This is a genomic window from Photobacterium angustum (genome assembly GCF_003026365.1).
Classification (GTDB): domain Bacteria; phylum Pseudomonadota; class Gammaproteobacteria; order Enterobacterales; family Vibrionaceae; genus Photobacterium; species Photobacterium angustum.
Genome location: NZ_PYOM01000001.1, coordinates 159350 through 174463, shown reverse-complemented (window position 1 = coordinate 174463; position 15114 = coordinate 159350). Strand labels below are relative to the sequence as shown.

Annotated in this window: 15 protein-coding genes and 1 pseudogene; 9 read left to right on the top strand and 7 right to left on the bottom strand. The window is 39.7% G+C overall.

Annotated features, from left to right (window positions below):
- Positions 1–122 precede the first annotated feature (122 nt).
- The 3 genes from CTN01_RS00900 to zipA all read right to left on the bottom strand — a co-directional run bounded on the left by CTN01_RS00900 (position 123) and on the right by zipA (position 5564).
- Entirely contained in the window at positions 123–1532 is a 1410-nt protein-coding gene (locus CTN01_RS00900) for an OprD family porin (RefSeq protein ID WP_045148033.1), read from the bottom strand.
- A 528-nt stretch (positions 1533–2060) separates the two neighbouring features.
- Positions 2061–4073, bottom strand: a complete 2013-nt coding sequence (gene ligA / locus CTN01_RS00895) for an NAD-dependent DNA ligase LigA (RefSeq protein WP_045148031.1) — start codon at positions 4071–4073, stop codon at positions 2061–2063.
- 144 nt (positions 4074–4217) lie between these two features.
- On the bottom strand, positions 4218–5564 hold the full coding sequence (gene zipA / locus CTN01_RS00890; protein WP_045148030.1) for a cell division protein ZipA: 1347 nt from the start codon (positions 5562–5564) through the stop codon (positions 4218–4220).
- 355 nt (positions 5565–5919) lie between these two features.
- Between zipA and cysZ the strand changes: the two genes are divergently transcribed.
- From cysZ to crr, 5 genes are all read left to right on the top strand, one after another.
- Positions 5920–6681 (top strand): sulfate transporter CysZ, encoded by a 762-nt coding sequence (gene cysZ / locus CTN01_RS00885; RefSeq protein ID WP_045148028.1) that lies wholly within the window; start codon positions 5920–5922, stop codon positions 6679–6681.
- A gap of 270 nt (positions 6682–6951) precedes the next feature.
- Positions 6952–7920, top strand: a complete 969-nt coding sequence (cysK, locus tag CTN01_RS00880; RefSeq protein ID WP_045148026.1) for a cysteine synthase A — start codon at positions 6952–6954, stop codon at positions 7918–7920.
- 308 nt (positions 7921–8228) lie between these two features.
- Entirely contained in the window at positions 8229–8516 is a 288-nt protein-coding gene (locus CTN01_RS00875) for an HPr family phosphocarrier protein (protein ID WP_005370199.1), read from the top strand.
- Between the two features lie 55 nt (positions 8517–8571).
- Positions 8572–10296 (top strand): phosphoenolpyruvate-protein phosphotransferase PtsI, encoded by a 1725-nt coding sequence (ptsI, locus tag CTN01_RS00870; RefSeq protein ID WP_045148025.1) that lies wholly within the window; start codon positions 8572–8574, stop codon positions 10294–10296.
- A 40-nt stretch (positions 10297–10336) separates the two neighbouring features.
- Complete coding sequence (gene crr, locus CTN01_RS00865; protein ID WP_005370195.1) at positions 10337–10846, top strand: PTS glucose transporter subunit IIA; 510 nt, start codon at positions 10337–10339, stop codon at positions 10844–10846.
- Between the two features lie 119 nt (positions 10847–10965).
- On the opposite strand, the gene CTN01_RS00860 is transcribed toward crr, so the two are convergent.
- From CTN01_RS00860 to CTN01_RS00850, 3 genes are all read right to left on the bottom strand, one after another.
- Positions 10966–11862 carry a Dyp-type peroxidase gene (locus tag CTN01_RS00860; protein ID WP_045127321.1) on the bottom strand — a complete coding sequence of 299 codons (897 nt, stop codon included), beginning with the start codon at positions 11860–11862 and terminating at the stop codon, positions 10966–10968.
- Positions 11863–12073: 211 nt separating this feature from the next.
- Positions 12074–12487, bottom strand: a complete 414-nt coding sequence (locus tag CTN01_RS00855) for a hypothetical protein (protein ID WP_045148023.1) — start codon at positions 12485–12487, stop codon at positions 12074–12076.
- A 19-nt stretch (positions 12488–12506) separates the two neighbouring features.
- The gene (locus CTN01_RS00850) at positions 12507–12953 is read right to left on the bottom strand and encodes a DUF2919 domain-containing protein (protein ID WP_045148022.1); all 447 of its coding nucleotides are present in this window, start codon (positions 12951–12953) and stop codon (positions 12507–12509) included.
- A 425-nt stretch (positions 12954–13378) separates the two neighbouring features.
- Between CTN01_RS00850 and CTN01_RS22900 the strand changes: the two genes are divergently transcribed.
- The 4 genes and pseudogenes from CTN01_RS22900 to CTN01_RS00835 form a co-directional block, all read left to right on the top strand.
- Positions 13379–13726 (top strand): DUF2956 domain-containing protein, encoded by a 348-nt coding sequence (locus CTN01_RS22900; RefSeq protein WP_045184057.1) that lies wholly within the window; start codon positions 13379–13381, stop codon positions 13724–13726.
- A gap of 15 nt (positions 13727–13741) precedes the next feature.
- On the top strand, positions 13742–14179 hold the full coding sequence (locus CTN01_RS22895; RefSeq protein ID WP_045148021.1) for a DUF1499 domain-containing protein: 438 nt from the start codon (positions 13742–13744) through the stop codon (positions 14177–14179).
- A gap of 69 nt (positions 14180–14248) precedes the next feature.
- Positions 14249–14479: a hypothetical protein gene (locus tag CTN01_RS00840; RefSeq protein WP_045148019.1), complete on the top strand. Its 231-nt coding sequence runs from the start codon at positions 14249–14251 to the stop codon at positions 14477–14479.
- A 103-nt stretch (positions 14480–14582) separates the two neighbouring features.
- Positions 14583–14708: pseudogene (locus CTN01_RS00835) on the top strand (LuxR C-terminal-related transcriptional regulator); the annotation flags it as partial.
- A 50-nt stretch (positions 14709–14758) separates the two neighbouring features.
- Here CTN01_RS00835 and CTN01_RS00830 read toward each other — a convergent pair.
- Positions 14759–15037 carry a winged helix-turn-helix domain-containing protein gene (locus CTN01_RS00830; protein WP_005370166.1) on the bottom strand — a complete coding sequence of 93 codons (279 nt, stop codon included), beginning with the start codon at positions 15035–15037 and terminating at the stop codon, positions 14759–14761.
- Positions 15038–15114: the final 77 nt, after the last annotated feature.

The window sequence follows — 15114 nt, the reverse complement described above, 5'->3', positions numbered from 1 at the left end:
TCAGTTACCTACGACTTATTAAATATAGGAAAATGAAAAACTATATCTATCTTATTTTTAATACAAACCAAAAGACCCACTAAAAAGTGGGTCTTTAAACTATTCTTTAACTTTCAGTTACATTAGAAAGTGTAAGGAATGATAACTTGGAAACGTAGATCTGTTTCATCAGCAGATGCTGCACCTTCAAACTCGTCACGCTCTAGCACTGTACCGTGTAGACGTACTGTTGAACCTTTAAGTGCGCCACTTTGAACAGAGTAAGATACTGTACCGTTAACAGCGTACTCGCTCTTGTAATCCCAATCGCCTTTAGCACCTTCAGCCGCTGACTTACCGCCAGAACCGTAACCAAAGCCTAGGTAGTAGTTCCAACCATTACCTTGGTCAAATGATAGACGGTTGTAGATAGAAACTTCACCAGATTTGTTCCAATCAGATAGTGCATCCCACCATAGTGAGTAAGTACCGTTAGTCATACCGTATGTGTAAATCATACGTGGGTTAACATCACGATCGTTATCACTCTTAGCGTAGTTAAGATTAGTCATCCATGAGAACTGACCAAAGCTTGCGTTAAATGCTAAACCAGTGGTGTAACCAAGACCATCATACTGAGCATCATCATTTACGCCGTAGAAGTCGTATGCAACAGACATTGTGTCGTTAATATTGTATTTCGCGTAAACTTTATAACCTGTTGTATCAACTTTATTTTGATAACCAGTTACTTTACCTGCACCCCAGTCAACAGTATCAACATATTGAACATCAGTTACCTGACCAATACCAAACTGAAGGAATAAATCATCAGTTGCATTACCTTGTAAACCTAGAGAGTGTGCAATTCCCCAAGTAGTATCAGCCCAAAGAGCAGGAGCGTAATCGTTCTCGCTTAATAGCCATGGAGCTGTAAACTGATCTGCAATGAAGTACGTTGCTTTGAAGTTACCAATGTTTGCGTTAAGTTCAGCACCACGATATGTACCTGGTACGAAAGACCAAACGTTACCTAAAACACCGTTACCATTCGCTTGAGTAAAACCGAAACGACCGTCTACGTTTTCGCCAGCTTTAAATTTAAGTGCTGCTTTGGTAATTTTAACAGGACCGCCTTCACCAGCACCCCAGTCTAAGTTATTACAAGCAGAAATTTCGTTACAAAGGTACTCACCAGTATCACCGTTCATTTGGCTATCGTTGTATAGATCACCAGAGAGGTAACCAGCAACATCAGCACCTAACCAACCATTGTGGTAGCCAGAAGTGAAATCTAAAATAAGGTTGTAAGAAGAGTAGTTTAGACGGCTCCACACATCACCATCTTTACCGCCAGGAGCACCAGTTGAACGAGTACGTGAACGTGTATCAACAACAGCAACACCAGCTAGTGTTGAACCTTCAAGGAACTCATTAACTTGTTCTACATACCCAGGGCCAGCTGCACTGTCTTCCGTTGCCATTGCTGGCGTTGCTACTGCGCCTAACATTGCTGCTGTTAAAGCAGAAACTTTAAAAAACTTTGATTCCATGGAATAACTCCTAAAAGATATAAGCTGTTTACCTGTAACCTGAAAGGTTGGCCGCCGAAGGCTACAAGTAAATCTCCCATATGTTAGCCGAATCAATTCGACCAATTCATATTTTTTCGTTCGAAATTGAACTTTATGTAACTTCGCTATTAAGACTACTTTCGCAGCGCAAAACATCAATAAGAACTTACTTTCTTGTGTTAAAAATTTGATTCAGTGCAAAGTTTCCGGCCTATAGTGATCCAGTTCAAATGTTTCCGACAACAAAATAAAATACAATAAAAACAAACAGTTATGATTAACCTAGCAGATATCTGTGACCCTGATCGAGTTTTTTTTATTATTGATATACCTGTATTTTTTTAGAAACAAATAATTAACATTATTATTTACTGTTAATAAAATAACAGTGATTACCTGTATTGATCACACAGTTATATACACTATTTCATTTAATTCATAAAAAAAAGCCGCCCAAAATGGAGCGACTTTTTTTGTAACAAGATTTATCAAACCGATAAAAAGGTATTAAGCCATCAGATCAACGAGCTTTTGTTCATCCCAGATCTCAATACCTAGCTCTTGTGCTTTCGTTAATTTAGAACCCGCTGCTTCACCTGCCACTAATAAATCAGTTTTCTTCGAAACACTGCCTGTGACTTTTGCACCTAATTTTTGTAACGCAGCTTTCGCATCAGAGCGAGTTAATTGAGATAAAGATCCTGTTAGTACAACCACTTTTCCATCAAGCGGTAATTCGACATCCTCATCACGTTTTTCAATTTCAGGCCAATGTATCCCAACTTCTTGTAACTCTTTCACAACGACCATGTTGTGCTCTTCACGAAAGAAATTAAAGATATGCGCAGCAACAATATCGCCCACATCCGGCACTTCAATTAACTGCTCTTTCGTTGCTTGGCCAATTGATTCTAATGTCTCAAAATAATTCGCTAGATTAGCGGCAGTAGCTTCACCTACTTCACGAATACCTAATGAATAAATAAAACGAGGTAATGTTGTCAGTTTTGAAGCATTCAGCGCATCAACCAATTTTTGAGCTGATTTAGGTCCCATTCGCTCAAGTACCGTCACCTCTCCTGCACTAAATTTAAACAAATCAGCAGGTGTAGTTACCATTTCACGATCAACCAGTTGCTCAATCACCTTTTCGCCACAACCATCAACATCTAATGCTTTACGTGATACGAAGTGTTTTAAAGCTTCTTTTCGCTGTGCTTGACAGAAGAGTCCGCCAGTACAACGTGCGACGGCTTCGCCTTCAATACGTTCAACCTTTGACTGACAAACCGGGCACTCTGTTGGAAATACAATCGCTTGTGCATTTTCAGGTCGACGAGACTCAACCACTGAAGCGATTTGTGGAATGACATCACCAGCACGACGAATAATAACGGTATCGCCAATCATTACGCCTAAACGCGCCACTTCATCGGCATTATGTAGTGTCGCGTTACTGACTGTTACACCGCCTACAAAAACAGGCTCAAGCTTAGCAACAGGTGTAATTGCACCAGTACGCCCAACCTGAAACTCGACATTGTTTAGAATTGTCATCTCTTCTTGGGCTGGGAATTTATAAGCAATTGCCCAACGAGGTGCTCGAGCAACAAAGCCAAGTTGCTGCTGTGTATCAACATCATCAACCTTAATCACCACACCATCAATTTCATAGCCTAGTGATTGGCGTTTTTCACCGATGCTTTGATGGTAACTAATCACATCTTCAATACTGTCAACTTTGCGAATTTCTGGGCACATTGGAAGCCCCCATGCTTTTAACTGACACAGGCGTTCATATTGCGTATTGGCAAGTTCACGTCCATCGACAACACCGACAGCATAGGCATAAAAGCTTAATGGGCGCGTTGCGGTAATTTTAGGATCTAGCTGACGTAAGCTGCCAGCAGCTGCATTTCGTGGGTTTGCAAATGCCTTATCACCTTTTTTAAGCGCTTTGGCATTTAATGCTTCAAACCCTTTTTTAGGCATAAAGACTTCACCGCGAACTTCTAATCGTTCAGGCCAATCGTCACCTTGAAGCTTTAAGGGAATAGCGCGAATAGTACGCACATTATGAATGATATTTTCACCTGTTGCGCCATCACCACGGGTTGCAGCCTGCACTAACACCCCATTTTCATACATTAAGCTCACAGCAAGACCGTCTAATTTAGGCTCACAGCAGTAACTAAGTGTTGCTCCTGAACGCAAGCGATCTTGTAAACGTTTTTGAAATGCACGTAAATCATCATCATTAAACGCATTGTCTAACGAAAGCATCGCGATCTCATGTTTAACTTGAGTAAACCCCTCTAACGCAGCACCACCAACACGCTGGCTTGGAGAATCAACCGTTACCCATTCAGGATGATCAGCTTCGATCTTTAGTAGTTGCTGCATCATACGATCATATTCAGCATCAGGGATTTCTGGATTATCTTCAACGTAATAACGATGACCGTGGTAATCGAGTTGCTGTCGTAGCGTTAATAATTGTTGCTGAAGGTCAATACTCATTTTTTTCTACCTGACAAATCTTGATAATTTCTGCCAAAACAACGCCTATCGATAATACAACGATTGAGACGGTTGCCTAAATTTAAATAAAAAAACAGGCCCCTTATAGGAGCCTGCTCATTAATGACTTCATCTTTTCAAAGATTAAGCATTATTATATTTCACTGATTTTTCTCGATATTGCGTAATACGATTTGGCGTGATCATTACACGATCTTGATCGAGAACATCTGCATTTAACTCATCAGCAATTTGCTGTGCTGTTTGTAGCATTAAGTTAAAGTTACTTGCTGCTTTACCGTAACAAGGCAACATTAAGAAAAAGCCGATACCTGGTGTTTCAAAATGTTGGTAGTTAGTTTCAGGGAAAGATCCTGGATTGAGCAAGTTAGTTACTGAGAAAATAACGGGTTCCGTGCCAGCTAAATCAGCATGACGATGGAACACTGAATTCTCACCAAAAATTAAACCATGACGCTCTAAACATGCAAACAGTGACGGTCCACGTAAAATCTTACCGCTGCGCGCATGAACACATAGCGATATATAAGTTGGTGGTAATGGCTCTGGCTCTGGCTCTGGCTCTGGCTCTGGCATGAAAGTTACACTTGGTTCTTGCTTGGTTTGAACAGAAGGCTCAGTAGCTTGTACAACCTCTTCTTCAACAACAGGCGTTGCTACTTCAACTTGTGCTAGCTCTTCAGCAGGAACAAATTGTGCTTGAGGCTCAACAGTAGATTTTTCAATCGGTTTTTCAATAATTTCAGGCTCAATCACAGGAGTTTCGACAACAGCCGACTGTGTTTGCTGAACGACAGGCTCGGCCGCTACAGCTTGCTGAACAGTTTCTTGAACTGGAGTATATACTGGCTGCTGTGGTTGCTGAATGATTTCAGGCTCTACTATAGATTCAGTCACTAGCGTTTGCGTTTCCACAACAGGTGCTACAGTTGCTGAATTAATAGTTGCCGCAACCTGAGGCTGTATAGCAGGCTCAACAGGAGCGCTATTAGGTTGAACAGCCGATTGTTGAACATTTACAGGTTGTGCTGGCTGCGCAGATGTTTGTGGTGATACTTGCTGAGGTTGTTCAACTGTCGTAGCTTGTGGTTGAACAGTTGTTACTTTAGCTAGTACATCATCATTATCTGTTGCTGACATTTTAGGGAGATCATCATCACCATCATCAGCCGAGACATTACCTAATAATGGATCTTGTTGTGGGCGTTCACCAAAACTAAAACCTGGCTCTTTGCGCTTTGTTGGTTTTGTCTTTTCAACCACTTCCTGTGGCTTACTTATAACACGCGCTTCACTGACACTCTCTTCAACGTCACCTTGAACATCAAGTGCCGTTTCATCGATTTTACTTACTGGCTTTTCACCAAACTTGGCCGGTTTTTCTTTTCGACTTGTCCATAGACCATGAAAAAGAAGCGCTGTGATCGCAAGCGCACCAACAATAATAAGAACTAGACGCAATTCCTGCATACGAATACTCTGAAATTAACTCGTTATCCCTAGACGGGGTTAATAATAGTAAAAAATCAACTAGGCAGACAAAATCTCTAGCTAGAATTTCTTGCCGATGACTTACTGTACCAAAACTCAAATGATAATGAGAAGTTGAATATCGCTATTCAGTCAAGATAGTCTTTACAACGTGAGTTTTGTACACTTTTACATCATTTTTCATTATGAATGATGAGATTTAATGGTTTGTCAAAACTGTGACAACCATATTTTCATTTGATTCCATCCTATATAGCCCGTTAACATACTCTTATATAGTCTCTCTATCATCCCTCATCAAAATAAATTTGAGAGATCCGATTAAGGAAACCACATGTCGCAACTGCATGCCATAAAATCAACAACCAGCGGCGCTGGATACTTTTTTAAAGGGTTACAACTGGTCACTCAACCAGGAACGCGTCGTTTTGTAATCATCCCATTACTTATCAATATCCTATTATTAGGTGGCGCATTTGCAACCTTACTTACTCAGTTGAATGGCTGGATTGATGGTTGGTTAAGTTACCTGCCTAGCTGGCTTGAATGGCTATCTTATGTGTTATGGCCGTTACTTGCTATTGCTGCATTAGTCACGTTTTCTTATTTCTTCAGTACCATTGCTAACTGGATTGCAGCACCATTTAATGGACTACTAGCTGAATATTTAGAAGCTAAACTCACAGGTAAAAATCCACCTGATGATAGTTTTAAAGCGCTAATTAAAGATCTACCTCGTACCATGGGCAGAGAGTGGACCAAATTGAAGTATTACTTACCCAAAGCGGTCGGCTTATTGATCCTTATGTGGATCCCTGCCATCGGGCAAACGCTTGGTCCTATTTTATGGTTTTTATTTAGTGCTTGGATGATGACAATTCAATATGTTGATTACCCATTTGATAACCACAAAGTGCCATTTATTGATATGCGAGATGCACTTAAAGAACATCGTGGGCAAGCGTTAAGCTTTGGTGCTGTTGTCATGTTTTTCACTATGACCCCAATTATTAACTTACTTGTCATGCCTGTAGCCGTTTGTGGCGCGACAGCAATGTGGGTTGATCATTACCGCGAACAATTCAAACGCTATTAGAATCAACAATAAATATTCATCAAAGAGCACTTATTCTAGTGCTCTTTTCTTTTCCACCAAACTTGCTGCAAACACCATTGTTTATAGCTATTTGAGTAAAACATATTTGTAAATTAGTCACTTGACGCTTTTCATCCCACTATATATCTTTAGTTCAATATAATTCACACGTTGATAACAATAAGATATAACCATTAATTACTTTTCAAATAACTTATCCAGTATATTCTTAATTTATATTACTTTTAACGTGTCACGAAGGAACGAAGCATGAGCAAGATTTATGAAGATAACTCACTAACTATTGGTAATACTCCACTAGTACGTCTTAACCGTGTAAGTAACGGTAAAGTGTTAGCTAAAGTAGAAGCTCGTAACCCAAGCTTTAGTGTTAAATGTCGTATTGGCGCTAACATGATTTGGGATGCTGAGAAAAAAGGCCTTTTAAAAGAAGGTGTGGAACTTGTAGAGCCAACAAGTGGTAATACTGGTGTTGCACTTGCTTTTGTTGCTGCTGCACGTGGTTATAAACTAACATTAACTATGCCTGAGAGCATGAGCCTTGAACGTCGTAAGCTATTAAAAGCGTTAGGTGCAAATCTTGTACTAACTGAAGCGCCTAAAGGCATGAAGGGCGCAATTGATAAAGCAGAAGAAATTGTAAATTCAGATCCAAGTAAATACCTACTGCTACAGCAGTTTAATAACCCAGCAAACCCTGAGATCCATGAAAAAACCACAGGTCCTGAAATTTGGGATGCAACAGATGGTGAAGTTGATGTATTTGTCTCAGGCGTTGGTACAGGTGGTACACTTACAGGTGTTAGCCGTTTTATTAAACAGCAAAAAGGCAAAGCAATTACTACAATTGCAGTTGAGCCACTAGAATCACCAGTAATTACCCAAACATTAAATGGTGACACGGTTCAACCCGCTCCACACAAAATTCAAGGTATTGGTGCTGGCTTTATTCCTGGTAACTTAGATTTATCATTAATTGATGAAGTTCAAAAAGTAAGCTCAGATGACGCAATTGAAATGGCGCGTCGCCTAATGGATGAAGAAGGTATTCTTGCTGGTATTTCATCAGGAGCTGCAGTTGTTGCTGCAAATAACATTGCAGCTCGCCCAGAATTTTCAGATAAAAACATTGTAGTAATACTGCCTAGCTCAGGTGAACGTTACCTATCGACTGCACTATTTGCAGGCATTTTCACAGAAAAAGAAACACAACAGTGATCACACTTTATAATTTTTAATAGGTATATCGCTATGAAAAAAGCCCCTTTGTGGGCTTTTTTGTTGCATTTTGAACTGAGCTTTAATATAAATCTCGCACGCTTTATTTTTAGCTCCGAAATAAAGGAGCTAAAATGCACTTTAATCGCTAGCAAGCAAGTTTCTGATAAAACTTTGACTTGGATTAAAGCTAAGACATTATGCTATTAGGTAGTTTATACTGCAGCAGCACGAGCAAGATATCTATATTATGCTTGTCATAAATTAAGTAATTATTAAATAAAATACTATATCTATCGGGGTGAATTATGTATCAGAAGCAAGTTGAAATCACAGCACCAAATGGTCTACACACTCGTCCAGCGGCTCAGTTCGTTAAAGAAGCAAAATCATTTGATGCAGATGTGACTGTAACTGCTAATGGCAAAAGCGCTAGTGCAAAAAGCCTATTCAAGCTTCAAACTCTTGGCTTAATTAAAGGTGCACAAATCACTATCGCTGGTGAAGGCGCTCAAGCTCAAGAAGCTGTTGATGCTCTAATTCAACTGAAAGAAGATCACGACGGTTCACCAGTTGCAATGTTCCGCGAAATCTAAGCTACGTTTATATACAAACGGGTTTTCAGTTTTTTAGTTAATTTAAGGTAAGGCTATGATTTCAGGTATCTTGGCATCTCCAGGTATTGCTTTTGCTAAAGCACTACTCCTGCAAGAAGAAGAGATTGTTCTAAACAAAGCACCAATCTCTGCAGACCAAATCGATAACGAAATTCAACGTTTCTTCGACGCACGAAAGAAATCGTCTGAGCAGCTAGAAGTAATCAAAGAAAAAGCACGTGTCACTTTTGGTGAAGAAAAGGAAGCGATCTTTGAAGGTCACATCATGTTGCTTGAAGATGAGGAGCTTGAAGAAGAAATCATAGCCCTTATTAAAGACAAAATATCTGCTGACTTTGCAATCCACTCTGTTATCGAAGAGCAAGCACAAACACTTGAGTCTTTAGATGACGAGTACTTAAAAGAACGTGCAAGTGATATCCGCGATATCGGTAGCCGTTTTGTTAAGAACGCATTAGGCATTAACGTAATCAACCTAAGTGCTATCAGCGAAGAAGTTATCCTTGTTGCTAACGATCTTACACCGTCTGAAACAGCACAGATTAACCTTGATTATGTTCGTGGTTTTATCACTGATATCGGTGGTCGCACATCACACACTTCAATCATGGCACGCTCTCTTGAGATTCCAGCGATTGTTGGTACAAACGATATCACATCAAAAGTTAAATCTGGCGATATGCTAGTACTTGATGCAATCAATAATCAGGTTGTAATCAATCCAACGGATGATGAATTAAACAAATTTAAAGCTATCAGCGACGCGCACAAAGCAGAGCAAGAAGAACTAGCGAAGCTAAAAGATCTTCCTGCAATCACGCTTGATGGTAAACAGGTAGAAGTTTGCGGTAACGTAGGTACAGTAAAAGACTGTGACGGCGTAAACCGTAATGGTGGTGAAGGTGTAGGTTTATACCGTACTGAATTCTTGTTCATGGATCGCGATTCTCTACCGACAGAAGAAGAGCAATACCAAGCGTACAAAGAAGTTGCAGAAGCAATGCACGGTGAACCAGTGATTATCCGTACTATGGATATCGGTGGTGATAAAGATCTTCCATACCTAGATCTACCAAAAGAAATGAACCCATTCTTGGGTTGGCGTGCAATCCGTATCAGCCTTGACCGTCGTGAAATTTTACGTGATCAGTTCCGTGCTATTCTTCGTGCATCTGCACACGGTAAGATCCGTATCATGTTCCCGATGATTATTTCGGTTGAAGAAGTACGCACACTTAAAGCTGCAATTGAAGAGTTTAAAGTTGAATTAACAGCTGAAGGTTTAGCTTTTGACGCTGACATCGAGATCGGTGTGATGGTTGAAACACCAGCTGCTGCAGCAATTGCACACCACTTAGCGAAAGAAGTTTCTTTCTTTAGTATTGGTACCAACGACTTAACCCAGTATACTCTAGCAGTTGACCGTGGTAATGAGCTAATCTCTCACCTTTACAACCCACTATCGCCTGCTGTACTTACTGTGATCAAGCAAGTTATTGATGCTTCTCACGTTGAAGGTAAGTGGACAGGTATGTGTGGTGAGCTTGCCGGCGACGAACGTGCTACCCTACTTCTTTTAGGTATGGGTCTTGACGAATTCAGTATGAGTGCGATTTCTATCCCTCGCATCAAGAAAGTTATCCGTAACGCTAACTTTGCTGATGTAAAAGCAATGGCAGAGTATGCATTAACTCTACCAACGGCTGCTGAAATCGAAGAGCACGTAGAAAAATTCATCGCAGAAAAGACCATCTGCTAATATAGCTGCAGATAATATAACAACGCTTAGGAGCATCGATATGGGTCTGTTTGACAAATTGAAGAAACTGGTTTCTGACGACAGCAGTGAAGCTGGTGCAATTGAAATCATCGCACCACTTTCTGGCGAAATCGTTAACATCGAAGATGTGCCAGATGTAGTATTTGCTGAGAAAATTGTTGGTGACGGTATTGCTATCAAACCAGCTGGCAACAAAATGGTTGCACCAGTAAACGGTACTATTGGTAAGATCTTTGAAACGAACCACGCTTTCTCTATTGAGTCTGACGATGGCATCGAACTTTTCGTTCACTTCGGTATTGATACTGTTGAACTTAAAGGCGAAGGTTTTACTCGCATCGCTGAAGAAGGCCAAACTGTTAAAGTTGGCGACACTATCATCGAATTCGATCTTGCACTACTAGAAGAGAAAGCGAAGTCAACTCTGACTCCAGTTGTTATCTCTAACATGGACGAGATCAAAGAGCTAACTAAGCTTTCTGGCGCTGTAAACGTTGGTGAAACACCAGTACTACGCGTTAAGAAATAAGCTAAGTTCTATAGCTGATAAAAAAGCGCTACTTCGGTAGCGCTTTTTGTTTATCTGAACATTAAAAAAGCATGCTAAAACATTGTTCATCGCATGCTTATATCAACTTTTTTTAGAGATTAAAGGCTGTTTAACATCGCCATCGATGGAGCAAAGAAATAAGCTCCAGTAACAGGTTTTGAGAAACGTAACATTTGGTCTGTTTTACCATCTGTTTCACCAAACATACTTTCAAGCTGTGCATCAAAGTGATGCTGACGATGACAGTAAGCAATGAATAGTAAGCCATGATCTGATGTTACAGAGCCATATGGTAAGCTGTGACGCAGAATCTTTAAGCCTTTACCATCTTCCTTAATATCAACGCGACCAACGTGTGACGCAGCTGGCACATCTTCTAGTTCAATAGAATCTGGTTTCGTTCTACCAATCACTTTTTCTTGTGCTTTTACGTTTAGACGATGCCATGCTGGTAGGTTATGAATATAACGCTGCAACATTACATAACTACCACCAGCAAACTCACCTTCAGCAATTACACCCACGTTAGCACGATCTTCCGCTGTTTGTGGATTCTCTGTGCCGTCAATGAAATCTGTCATGTCACGGTGATCAAGGTATTGGAAACCATACGTTTCATCTAACACTTCGACGTCTTGAGACAGTTTTTCTAAGAAAACGCGAAATGCGTAAAAGTTAAGATCATGACGATTAGAATGGATATGCAGTAAGACATCACCACCTGTTGCTGGTGCAATAGTCTCACCTTCACCTAACTGACGGAACTCTGTTAATTCAGCAGGGCTTTGTTGACCTAAAGACTCCCAAAATGCCTTACCGAAGGCAACACTTGCATGTAACTTTGCGTCTTGCTGATCAGTATTAAGATCCGCAAGTAACTGATGAATTGACTGGCATTGAGCAATAACATTTTGCTTATTACCAACAACATTCATCACCACATAAAGGGCAAAGGCGCCACGATCTGGAACGATTGCTGGTTGGGCAATACTCATAGGTGTCTTCTCCTAACAGGATGTTTAGTCAAAAATGAAAAGTAATTATAACTATATAAAGTCGTAAATCACTTGATCTTAATGCATTAGTAGAAGGTTTTACTCTTTTCCCTACGAAATTGGGCATTTTGATACCTACTTTATACAAAAACGCCTTCTAAAAAGAAGGCGTTATTGAAGAAGAAAAAGATCAATTAGCGATATTAATACATTATGCCGTCATTATTTCAATTTGGAGTTTAACGCGCTCTTCTAAGTCAGTATTTTCACTTTCAAATAATATTGGCATATTAAGTCCAGTAGACAAGGTTTTAGCTAAAATAGTACGCCAACCACCATCATCTAATCGTTCTTGGATCTGAAAAGCAATTTTTACTTCATCTGGCGAAACGTCAAGTAGTTGAGCACGACCCACCACTTCACGGCACAAGTTATGTTGGCTTTGACTTAAGCCATTAAAAAATATCGTTTCTTCACCTGGCAGTAATGATAATGAGGTATTCACTGTATGCTTCGAATGACAGTAACTACTCAATTCAAAGCTAACATCAAGCAACCAATCAGCCATCGCTAATGGGCTCAGTAACATGCTTAACAGCAATTGTCCTCGACTTAAATCATTCATTACAGTTCCCCTTTACAGGCTAGTCTGCAAATATATCTTTAACTCGAGAGCTTCTTAGAAGGTACAACCCAAGCCATGCAGTTAACAGTAATGTAGTTGCCCGTATCCAGCTAAACTCACCATGACTGATAACCAAATGATATATTTGCATTAGAAAATCAAAACTATACGCAGCAAGTAACACTCTTTTCCCTTGCCGCCACAGAAAATGTATTAATTTATTATTCTTATTTCGCTGACCTGATAGCCACATCAATAATATTGCGGGACTACCTATTGCCATACCTATGTATAAAACATCTCTTATTGGGTAAATAAGCTCAAGTAATTCACCGCCTTGAGTACGGCTAACCCCCGCCATAATAAACACTAGCCAAGCTTTGGCGTTAAATAACAAGACGAACCACAACATGGTATTAATTTTTAATTGTCCATGCTGATCATAAGCATCTATCGGATATAACAAGCCGTTTCCCTCAAATAGGTATCCAATGAAATTCAGATCAGAGCTTAATAAACATCTCTATGGTTCACAAACGACTCTAATCTATTCATTTAAATTTTGAACAATAAGGATAAAGTTTTGTGCTGAACCGCACTTTTCCATTTTTTATATTGCCGCTATCGTCACACTTTTTGATCTAAAAAAAACAAAAACACTGTTTTTTAAACATAGATCACAGACAGAAAAAGGTATAGTTAAATACTTAAAAAACATAAAGTTACACATTAAAAACACCATTAACAAACCTTTTACCCATTTCTGAAAATTTCCTACACAATCAGTAAGATAGTTCATCAGCTTTTCTTTCTATTTTATTGCTAGGACATCAACTCTCTTATTTATGGGATATAATCTACGCTTAAATGTTATTTTCAGGGAGCTGCACCATGGCGAGTAGAAAACAATCTGCCCCTTCACCAGAAATACAAGCTGAAGCTATACGCGTCGCAAAAGCCACACAAAAAGCAGGGCAAACAAAAGAGCAAACTCGACTGATTGCACAAGGAATCCAAAAAGGTATAGAGCAATATAAAAAGCAGCAAAAAGCCAAGGCTCGTGAGCAAGACAAACTGAAAAAAAAGGTTTCACGTAATAAGGCCTCTAACGATGCTAACAACGCTTCAGAAGTCATAACGGATACAACTGTCATCTACCAGCAGAGCAAGCTCGCTTGGGGGCTTTTAATTGCCTCATGGTTAGGGTTTATCACTTATCTACTCCTTCCGCGATTATAAAAAAGGATATACATCGTGTTACTTCGCTTTACGCTATTGCTGTTACTCTTCCTCACAGGCTGTAGCGATACAAAGACAACATCATGGACGCGTTCGATAAATCAGCTTTGTGAAAATAAGCCCAATTGTGTCTCAACAATTGAAAAGCGTGAACAATTTAGCGTTAAGCCTTTTCTTTTAACGGCGAAAGGTGAGCATAGTTGGGAAGAAATAAAACAGGTGGCACTCCAGTTACCTGGTGCAAAAATAGCAGATCAATCTGATCACTATCTTCATATCGAAGCCACCAGCAAAGTTTTTCGGTTTATTGATGACTTTGAAGTCGAAAAAAAAGCAGAGCAGTTACAAGTACGCTCTGCATCACGGGTTGGATATTCTGATTTTGGTGTGAATAGGAAGCGAGTTGAAGCATTCCGTAACCAACTAATAAAACAAGAACTGATTAAACAATAAAAAATAATTTGATAATAATTCTCATTTGCATGTATATTTCTAATATCATTCGAAACAGGATTAACTATCATGGATAAGAAAACGTTTAAGCTCTTCACGCTATTAGGACTGAGCGTTATTCTTGGTTTGCATTTTTTTGAAATCACCACAAACGAAAGTCAGTCCTTCTCTATCGCTTATTTTATGTTTGAATGGCTGCCGCTTTACCTTGCTTGGGGGGTGTTGTTTGCGATTGGATACTGCCAATGGAAGCGTAATACCCCACGAAAAAACAACAAAAGCCTTTCTATAACGCACTAGCGTACTAAAAGGACGGCTTATTATTTCTTTATACCGAATATTGGCCTATTCGCTAATTTTCTTATCTTTACCTAATGACAGCAACCATATGCTTACAACCGTAATAGCCGAACAACTCTTTATCTCAGAAGCGACGGTTAAAGTACATATGAAAAGTTTACTCAAAAAGCTACAAGTAAAATCCCGTTCGGCCGCCACTATTTTATACCTTGAAGCCCAAGGCCAATAAATGTCCGATTAAAAAACGCATAACACCTGACGTCTTATGCGTTTTAATTTTTAGGATAACGCCGCTAATAAGTAGGGTTCTTTTTCTTTGACCCATTCCAAATCAAAGGGTCCCCAATCACTCAGCGTATAATAACCATCATTATGACGACGTCCATCTTGAATAAAAGCAAGCTCAATACCAATGCTAGGTAGCGCTTTTAATACATCTTGAATAGTTCGACGCGGCCAGCCTGTTTGCTCAACCAAACGAGGGACATTAGGTCTCTCTGTATGTTCTACTAACAACGCTAAATAAAGTCGACGGGCAAAAACCGGATTCAGTTCCATTGAGGCCTCCATAAAGTATTCCACTATTATTAAGCAGTGGAAAATATTTATGTTGAGTTTGATCAAGCCAGCTTTAT

Bases quoted from the DNA above. Each gene is read 5' to 3' on its own strand.
- ptsI (WP_045148025.1), top strand. From the start codon at position 8,572: ATGATTTCAGGTATCTTGGCATCTCCAGGTATTGCTTTTGCTAAAGCA.
- CTN01_RS22900 (WP_045184057.1), top strand. From the start codon at position 13,379: ATGGCGAGTAGAAAACAATCTGCCCCTTCACCAGAAATACAAGCTGAA.
- CTN01_RS00875 (WP_005370199.1), top strand. From the start codon at position 8,229: ATGTATCAGAAGCAAGTTGAAATCACAGCACCAAATGGTCTACACACT.
- CTN01_RS00855 (WP_045148023.1), bottom strand. From the start codon at position 12,487: ATGAATGATTTAAGTCGAGGACAATTGCTGTTAAGCATGTTACTGAGC.
- CTN01_RS00830 (WP_005370166.1), bottom strand. From the start codon at position 15,037: ATGGAACTGAATCCGGTTTTTGCCCGTCGACTTTATTTAGCGTTGTTA.
- CTN01_RS00860 (WP_045127321.1), bottom strand. From the start codon at position 11,862: ATGAGTATTGCCCAACCAGCAATCGTTCCAGATCGTGGCGCCTTTGCC.
- CTN01_RS00900 (WP_045148033.1), bottom strand. From the start codon at position 1,532: ATGGAATCAAAGTTTTTTAAAGTTTCTGCTTTAACAGCAGCAATGTTA.
- cysZ (WP_045148028.1), top strand. From the start codon at position 5,920: ATGTCGCAACTGCATGCCATAAAATCAACAACCAGCGGCGCTGGATAC.
- zipA (WP_045148030.1), bottom strand. From the start codon at position 5,564: ATGCAGGAATTGCGTCTAGTTCTTATTATTGTTGGTGCGCTTGCGATC.
- CTN01_RS00840 (WP_045148019.1), top strand. From the start codon at position 14,249: ATGGATAAGAAAACGTTTAAGCTCTTCACGCTATTAGGACTGAGCGTT.
- crr (WP_005370195.1), top strand. From the start codon at position 10,337: ATGGGTCTGTTTGACAAATTGAAGAAACTGGTTTCTGACGACAGCAGT.
- cysK (WP_045148026.1), top strand. From the start codon at position 6,952: ATGAGCAAGATTTATGAAGATAACTCACTAACTATTGGTAATACTCCA.
- ligA (WP_045148031.1), bottom strand. From the start codon at position 4,073: ATGAGTATTGACCTTCAGCAACAATTATTAACGCTACGACAGCAACTC.